5 protein-coding genes are annotated in these 7,732 nt (G+C 72.3%); 2 read left to right on the top strand and 3 right to left on the bottom strand.

Features of this window, described 5'->3' with window-relative positions; translation table 11 throughout:
- Nucleotides 1-41: 41 nt before the first annotated feature.
- Nucleotides 42-866: a hypothetical protein gene (locus tag ACFV04_RS30975; RefSeq protein WP_380534008.1), complete on the bottom strand. Its 825-nt coding sequence runs from the start codon at nucleotides 864-866 to the stop codon at nucleotides 42-44.
- A 214-nt stretch (nucleotides 867-1,080) separates the two neighbouring features.
- Here ACFV04_RS30975 and ACFV04_RS30970 point away from each other — a divergent pair, with 214 nt between their 5' ends.
- Both ACFV04_RS30970 and ACFV04_RS30965 read left to right on the top strand, forming a co-directional pair.
- The gene (locus ACFV04_RS30970; protein WP_380346044.1) at nucleotides 1,081-3,693 is read left to right on the top strand and encodes a valine--tRNA ligase; all 2,613 of its coding nucleotides are present in this window, start codon (nucleotides 1,081-1,083) and stop codon (nucleotides 3,691-3,693) included.
- Between the two features lie 320 nt (nucleotides 3,694-4,013).
- Complete coding sequence (locus tag ACFV04_RS30965) at nucleotides 4,014-4,538, top strand: hypothetical protein (RefSeq protein ID WP_380534006.1); 525 nt, start codon at nucleotides 4,014-4,016, stop codon at nucleotides 4,536-4,538.
- A gap of 447 nt (nucleotides 4,539-4,985) precedes the next feature.
- Here the strand turns inward: ACFV04_RS30965 and wecB are convergent, their stop codons facing one another.
- Complete coding sequence (gene wecB, locus ACFV04_RS30960; RefSeq protein ID WP_380534004.1) at nucleotides 4,986-6,131, bottom strand: non-hydrolyzing UDP-N-acetylglucosamine 2-epimerase; 1,146 nt, start codon at nucleotides 6,129-6,131, stop codon at nucleotides 4,986-4,988.
- Nucleotides 6,132-6,176: 45 nt separating this feature from the next.
- Nucleotides 6,177-7,610, bottom strand: coding sequence for a glycosyltransferase family 2 protein (locus ACFV04_RS30955; protein ID WP_380534002.1), 1,434 nt, complete (start codon nucleotides 7,608-7,610; stop codon nucleotides 6,177-6,179).
- Nucleotides 7,611-7,732: the final 122 nt, after the last annotated feature.

Here is a 7,732-nt window from a genome sequence, read left to right as displayed (position 1 = left end):
GGTGCGGGGCCCCTGCGCGTGACGGCGGGTGATCCCCGGTGCTACTTGGCGACGACCATGGCGTCGCGGATCGTCCGGGTCTTGGCGGCCGCCTGGTCCGCGGTGAGCGCCTGGCCGCTGCCGCCGCTCAGGCTGACCTTGGTGAAGGAGACCCGGCCGGTGGTGGACTTGTCCGCCCACACGCAGATCGTCGGGCCGGGCTTGCCGAGCATGGTCGACGTGCCGCAGGAGAGCTTCGCCGCGGAGTTGTTGGCGTCCTGCGCCGGGAAGTCGGTCATCGTCAAGGACAGGCCGCCGCTGTCCTTCTTGGAGTCCTCGATGATCTGCCCGGGGTCGTTGAGGTCGCCGTAGACGCCGATCACCGAGAAGGTGTCCATCGCGTCCGAGCCCTTGCTGTAACTGGCCACCAGGACGTGGAGATCCGTGCCGAGCTTGGACGCCTCGGGCTTGCTCATGTCGGCGGCCTGCTCCTTCGCCGACTTCTGGACGTAGCCGTCGGCCAGCGTCTGCGGGGCGGTGATCTTGTACTTGCCGCCCTGGTCGCTGCCGCCGAGGAACTTCCAGGCGGCGAAGCCGCCGCCGCCCAGCACCAGCGCGCCGATCACCAGACCGATGACCAGGCCGCCCTTGCCCTTCGGCGGCGGCGCCACCGGGTAGCCCGGCTGACCGTACGGCGCCTGCGGCGGCGCGCCGTACGGCTGCTGGGGCGCGCCGTAGGGCTGCTGCGGCGGGTAACCGTACTGCGGCTGCGGCTGCGGCTGCGGCGCGCCGTAGGCCGGCTGCGGCGGCTGGCCGTACTGCGGCTGGCCCCCGTAGGGCTGCGGCTGCGGCTGTCCCTGCGGATACTGCTGTCCCTGGCCGTACATCTGCTCTGTGCTCCCCCGCCGCACCCGCGGCCTGTCTGGTGTGGAGTTTTCCGTGCACGTCCGGTCGACCGGACGAGTGCCCGGGCACGCTACCGCACGGGGCCCTTCCGGGGCCCGTCCGGGCGCGGCGGGTCCACGGACCGAAAGCCGTTCGTGACCCGCCCCCCGGTTACGTAAACTGTGCGTCGTGACCGACACGACGAACCAGCGCCCCGTGAGCACCTCCGCCGGGGACGAAGCAGCCACCCTCCCGACGACCTACACCCCCGCGGACGTAGAGGGCGAGCTGTACGAGCGCTGGGTCGAGCGTGGGTACTTCAGCGCCGACGCGAAGAGCGACAAGCCGCCGTTCACCATCGTCATCCCCCCGCCGAACGTGACCGGCAGCCTGCACCTGGGCCACGCCTTCGAGCACACGCTGATCGACGCCCTGGTCCGCCGCAAGCGCATGCAGGGCTACGAGGCCCTGTGGCAGCCCGGCATGGACCACGCCGGCATCGCCACCCAGAACGTGGTCGAGCGTGAGCTCGCCAAGGAGGGCAAGTCCCGCCACGACCTGGGCCGCGAGGCCTTCGTCGAGCGCGTCTGGAAGTGGAAGGCGGAGTCCGGCGGCCAGATCTCCGGCCAGATGCGCCGCCTCGGTGACGGCGTCGACTGGTCCCGCGAGCGGTTCACCATGGACGAGGGCCTGTCCCAGGCCGTCCAGACCATCTTCAAGAAGCTCTTCGACGACGAGCTGATCTACCGCGCCGAGCGCATCATCAACTGGTGCCCGCGCTGCCTGACCGCCATCTCGGACATCGAGGTGGAGTACCAGGACGACGACGGCGAGCTGGTCTCGATCCGCTACGGCGAGGGCGAGAACTCCATCGTCGTCGCCACCACGCGTGCCGAGACGATGCTGGGCGACACCGCGGTCGCCGTCCACCCGGAGGACGAGCGGTACAAGCACATGGTCGGCACCGAGATCGAGCTGCCGCTGACCGGCCGCCGGATCCCGATCGTCGCCGACGCCCACGTCGACCCGGAGTTCGGCACCGGAGCCGTCAAGGTGACGCCCGCGCACGACCCGAACGACTTCGAGATCGGCCAGCGGCACGACCTGCCGAACATCGCCGTCATGGACGAGCACGCCGTCATCACCGTGCACGGCCCCTTCCTCGGCCTGGACCGCCTGGAGGCCCGCTCGGCGATCGTCGCCGCGCTGCGCGCCGAGGGCCGGATCGTCGCCGAGAAGCGCCCGTACAGCCACTCGGTGGGCCACTGCTCGCGCTGCAAGACCACCATCGAGCCGCGGCTGTCCATGCAGTGGTGGGTCAAGGTCGGCCCGCTCGCCCAGGCCGCCGGTGACGCGGTCCGCGACGGCAAGGTCAAGATCCACCCGCAGGAGATGGAGAAGCGGTACTTCGACTGGGTCGACAACCTGCACGACTGGTGCATCTCGCGCCAGCTGTGGTGGGGCCACCGCATCCCGGTCTGGTACGGCCCGAACGGCGAGGTCGTCTGCGTCGGCCCGGACGAGCAGCCGCCGAGCGGCGAGGGCTGGCACCAGGACACCGACGTCCTGGACACCTGGTTCTCCTCCGGCCTGTGGCCGTTCTCCACGCTCGGCTGGCCGGAGCAGACCGACAGCCTCGCGAAGTTCTACCCGAACTCCGTCCTGGTCACCGGCTACGACATCCTGTTCTTCTGGGTCGCCCGAATGATGATGTTCGGCCTCTACGCGATGGACGGCACCCCGCCGTTCCACACCATCGCGCTGCACGGCATGGTCCGTGACCAGAACGGCAAGAAGATGTCGAAGTCCTTCGGCAACGTGGTCAACCCGCTGGACTGGATGGACAAGTACGGCTCCGACGCACTGCGCTTCACGCTGGCGCGCGGTGCCAACCCGGGCGTCGACGTGCCGATCGGCGAGGACTGGGTCCAGGCGGCCCGCAACTTCGCCAACAAGATCTGGAACGCCACCCGCTTCGCGCTGATGAACGGCGCCACCGTCGAGGGCCCGCTGCCCGCGCCGGAGGAGCTGACCGCGAGCGACCGCTGGATCCTGTCGCGCCTCAACAGCACCGTCGCCGAGGTGGACGGGCTGTACGAGGACTACCAGTTCTCCAAGCTCTCCGAGGCGCTGTACCACTTCGCCTGGGACGAGGTCTTCGACTGGTACGTCGAGCTCTCCAAGACCACCCTGGCCAAGGGCGGGCCGCAGGCCGACGCCGCGCGCCGGGTGCTCGGCGAGGTCCTGGACGTGACGCTGCGCCTGCTGCACCCGATCGTCCCCTTCGTCACCGAGACGCTGTGGACCACGCTCACCGGCGCCGAGTCGGTCGTCATCGCCGACTGGCCGCAGGACAGCGGTTTCCGCGACGCCGCGGCCGAGGCGGAGATCGCCACGCTGCAGCAGGTCGTGACAGAGGTCCGCCGCTTCCGCACGGACCAGGGCCTCAAGCCGGGCCAGCGCGTCCCGGCGAAGCTGGAGCTGGCCGGTACCGCGCTGGAGGCCCACGAGGACGCGATCCGCTCGCTGCTGCGGCTGACCGTCCCCGAGGAGGGCTTCTCGGCCACCGCCTCGCTGCCGGTGGCCGGTGCCACCGTCGCGCTGGACCTGTCCGGAACCATCGACGTCGCGGCGGAGCGCAAGCGCCTCGCCAAGGACCTCGCGGCCGCGGAGAAGGAGAAGGCGCAGACCACCGCCAAGCTCGGCAACGAGGCGTTCCTCGCCAAGGCGCCGGACGAGGTGGTCGCCAAGATCAAGGTCCGTCAGGAGGCCGCCGAGGCCGACATCGCCCGGCTCACCGCCCAGCTCGCGGCGCTGCCGCAGGGCTGAGCCCGCACCGGTCCGTGAGGGGCCGCACTCCGCGACGCGCGGGGTGCGGCCCCTCGGCGTTTCGCGGTGCAGGCGTCGGGTTCCGCCGCGGGGCGGCTTTCGTTACGCCTAATAGCGCAGAAACATTGCTCCCTTCCGGCGAATATTCATCCTGGACCGGGTGAGGTCCTATTCCGAGCGAATTGATTCCGGTCTTGCCCGCGCGCGTTCGCGGAAGTTTGCAGGTGGGATGTGTACGGTGTGCACGGAGTTTCCGAAGGGCGTTTCTGCTGAGCGTTCCGCGGGGTGTTCCTGATGGGTGACGGACGGGAGGGCACGGCGTGGTGGTGACCGAGGAGTTGGCCGACGAACTGCCTGCCGAGGCGGTCGAGGAGGCCAAGGCCAGGGCGGCGACCCTGTTGCTCGCCTTCCGGCACGGGAACCAGCTCGCGTTCGACCACGAGCTGGAGGTGCTGTTCGCCGAGCGGGCCGAGCGCGAGGTGACCACCCTGCTCGCCTGGATCGCCGCCGAGGCCGTCCGCAAGGCGTACGCCCCCGAGGTCGGCGACCGGGTGCTGCGGGCGATGGCCCGGCGGGCACCCGCCGACACCGGCGCCGTCGCGGTGGACGAGGAGAGCGCCGACGCGGCCCGGCTGATCGAAGCGGTGGCGGCCGGCGAGGTGGCCGAGGTCCGCGGCCTGGTCGCCTCGACGGCCGACACCACCTTCCTGCTGGGCGGTCTGCTGCAGGGCGTCGCGATGATGCTGCCGCTGCTACCCGAGGGCGAACTGGGCGAGATCACGGCCGAGTTGCGCCGTCGGCACGGAGGCGCCGCGCACCTGCCGGAGGCCCGGGCCGGGGTCTGAGCCCGGGCCCGCGGCAGGCCGCCCGCCGAACTCACGGCGGGCGGCACCGCGCCTACGGCATGGTCTGCGGGTGGGCGCCGATGGTGGCGGCGGCGGGGTTGCCGGCCTCGGCGTCCCAGTCGGTGGACCAGGTCATCGCCCCGCCGATGCCCGGCCAGGTGGTGTCCGGCCGGTAGCTGCCGCAGTCGGTGCCGGCCGCCGGGCAGTCCAGTGCGTCGGTGACGCCGGTGGTGGTGGGGCCGGCGGTGAAGCCGGTGCTCAGCCGGGTCCAGCCGCCGCAGGGCGGCCGGGTGTTGCGGGCGGTGCCGCCGGCGCCGTACGGGGTGTCGATGGTGCGCTTGGGAGCCGCCGACGACTCAAGTCCCTTTCGGGAAAGGGGACTTGCCTCAAAAGATGGAGTAGGCCAATTCGACTGTCAGGAGGGCGCCAGGCCCGTCCGGCCCGGCCTCAGGCCGCCAGTGCCGGAGCCTGGACCCCGGCGGTTTCGGCGAGCGCGGCGGACAGCGCGGCGATCCGGGCCGAAGCCAGGCCGTCGCCGTACGGGCTGGGGGTGGCCGCCAGCCGGGTGAGGCGCTCGGGGGTGTCGGAGAGCCAGTCGCGGGCCAGCTCGCCCAGCTCCTCACCGGGCCCCACCAGCGCGGCGAAGCCGGCCTCCACCGCTTCCGGACGCTCGGTGGAGCGGCGCACCACCAGCAGGGGGCGGCCGAGCACGGTGCACTCCTCCTGCACGCCGCCGGAGTCGGAGACCAGCAGCGCCGCGTGGCCCGCCAGCCCCAGGAAGTCGGCGTAGCCGACCGGGCCGGTCACGGTGAGGCGCTGCAGCAGGCCGTCCAGGCCGAAGCGCTCGACGGCGGCCCGGGTGCGCGGGTGCATCGGGAACAGCACCGGGGTGCCGGCCCGGGCGATCCGGTCCAGCTCGGCGAGCACGGAGCCGAGTGCCTCGGCGGTGTCGGTGTTCTCCGGGCGGTGCACGGTGGCCAGCACGTACCCGTCCGGCCGCAGCCCGAGCTCGGCGAGCAGCGCGGCACGGGTGGCCGCGTCCGGCAGCCGGCGGCGGACCACCTCGACGACGGTGTTGCCGGTCAGCCGGATCCGGTCCTCGGCCAGGGACTCCGCGCGCAGGTTGGCGACGTTGTCCGTGGTGGCGGCGCAGAGCAGGTCCGAGACGTGGTCGACCATCACCCGGTTGTGCTCCTCGGGCATCGCCCGGTCGAAGCTGCGCAGCCCGGCCTCGACGTGGACCAGCGGGATCTCCCGGGCGTTGGCGGCCAGCGCGCCGGCGAGGGTGGCGTTGGTGTCGCCCTGGACGATCACGGCGACGGGCCGGTCCTCGGCGAAGGCGGCGTCCAGCTGGCCCAGGGACTGCGCGATCTGGCCGGCCCGGGGGCGGCCGCCGACGCCGGTGAGCAGCTCGGGCCGGGGCAGGTCCAGGTCGCGCAGGAAGCGGCCGGACATCGCCTCGTCCCAGTGCTGGCCGGTGTGCACCAGCCGGGTGGCGTCGCCGAGCTCGTGGATCAGCGGGGCGAGCTTGACCAGCTCGGGGCGGGTGCCGAGGACCACGGCGACGCTGGACGGGGGCAGGCAGGTGCTCATGCGGGAGGCTCCGGGGGCGGGGAGGAGGCGTGGGGGCGGGGCGGCTCAGGATTCGAGCGCGGTGGGGGCGCCGAGGGCGACCTTCTCGGCGTTGCGGCGGGTCTTGGCCCAGCCGTTGCGTCCGAGCAGCAGCCGGACGGCGGCCCGGGCGGCGACCACGAAGAGGTGGTAGGCGTAGAGCCAGACCAGGACGCCCCAGAGCAGCCCGGTGAGCCGGCCCCGGTCGGGGTGGACGGTCCTGCGGTAGGCGAGGCCCCAGAACACCATCGGCAGTGTGGCCAGCACGAGGACCAGCAGCATCCACGGCCCGTAGCGGAGCTGGAAGTCGGCGGTCTCGGCGGGGAAGAGCACCAGCCCGGCGGCGGTGATCCCGAGCGAGAGCGGGAACAGCAGGACCAGCAGTACGCAGACCACGGGCTGCAGGAAGGTGTACATCACCTCGGCCTTGCCGGACCACGTGTAGTGCGGGGAGCGCAGCACCCGGCCGGTGTAGCGCAGGCACTGCATGTTGCCCTGGGCCCAGCGGGTGCGCTGGGTGAGGAAGCGGCGCAGCGAGACCAGGCCCTCCTGGGAGACCTGGGTCTCGGTGACGTGGGTGAGTCGCCAGCCGGCCAGGCGCAGTTCCAGCCCGGACTCGTAGTCCTCCAGCAGCGCGCGCTCGGGCCATGGGCGGCCGGCCCGGCCCTCCTCGGCGGTGAGCGAGTCGAGGGCGGTGAGTCGGACGAACTGGCCGTTGCCGCCGAGGCCGACGCTGCCGGTGCGGCGGCGCAGCAGCTGCATGCCCGCGTTGTTGGCCTGGAACTCGACGTCCTGCATCCGTACGAGCGCGCGGGCGGCGGCGTTGGCGGCCCGGCCGCGCCCGGGCAGCGGGAGCTCGTCGTCGGCGTTGCGCATCCGGACGCCGATCTGGACGGCGCCGGTGTCCGGGCGGCCGAGGGCCTTGTCGTTGCAGACCCGGGCGAGGGTGCCGGGGTCGAGCCGGCCGTCGGCGTCGACCACGCCGATCACCACGCGGGAGCGGTCGGTGTCCCCGGGCAGCCAGGCGGAGATCTCCCGGTAGGCGGCGTTGAGGGCGGCGCCCTTGCCGATCCGGGCGTGCGGGCGGCGGCGCCGGACGAGGTGGACGCGCGGGTCGCGGGCGGCGGCGGCGAGCACGAGTTCGCGGGTGGCGTCCTCGCTGTCGTCGTCGATCACCCACAGGTGGGCCTCGGGCGCGGAGGCGCGCAGGCCGTCCAGGGTCTGGGTGACCACCGCCTCCTCGTCGCGGCACGGGATGACCAGGTGCCACTGGAAGGCGGCCGGGTCGCCGGGTTCGGCGGGCCGGTTGTGCCGGAAGGCGTGGCGGGAGCCGGCCCAGTACACGAGGAAGCGTCCGAAGACGAGCGCCATGTAGCCCACGAGGGCCAGGGAGATCAGTCCGGCGACCCGGACGACGGCGTCCTGTCGAAGCGTGATCCAGTCGTGCAGGGCGTCGGGCATGGCGCAGTGCTCCTCGTGATCAAAGGCTGGCGGCTCCTGTCGGCTGCGAATTGCTGCTTCGTTGCGGCTTGGATTCGCTAAATGAATAGTAAAGGGATCAAACTGGCTCGTAGCGGTGAAGG

The sequence above is a fragment of the Kitasatospora sp. NPDC059599 genome, from assembly GCF_042735125.1.
Taxonomy (GTDB): domain Bacteria; phylum Actinomycetota; class Actinomycetes; order Streptomycetales; family Streptomycetaceae; genus Kitasatospora.
Note: the sequence above shows the minus strand (reverse complement) of the source record. Positions and strands in the feature narration are given on the sequence as shown.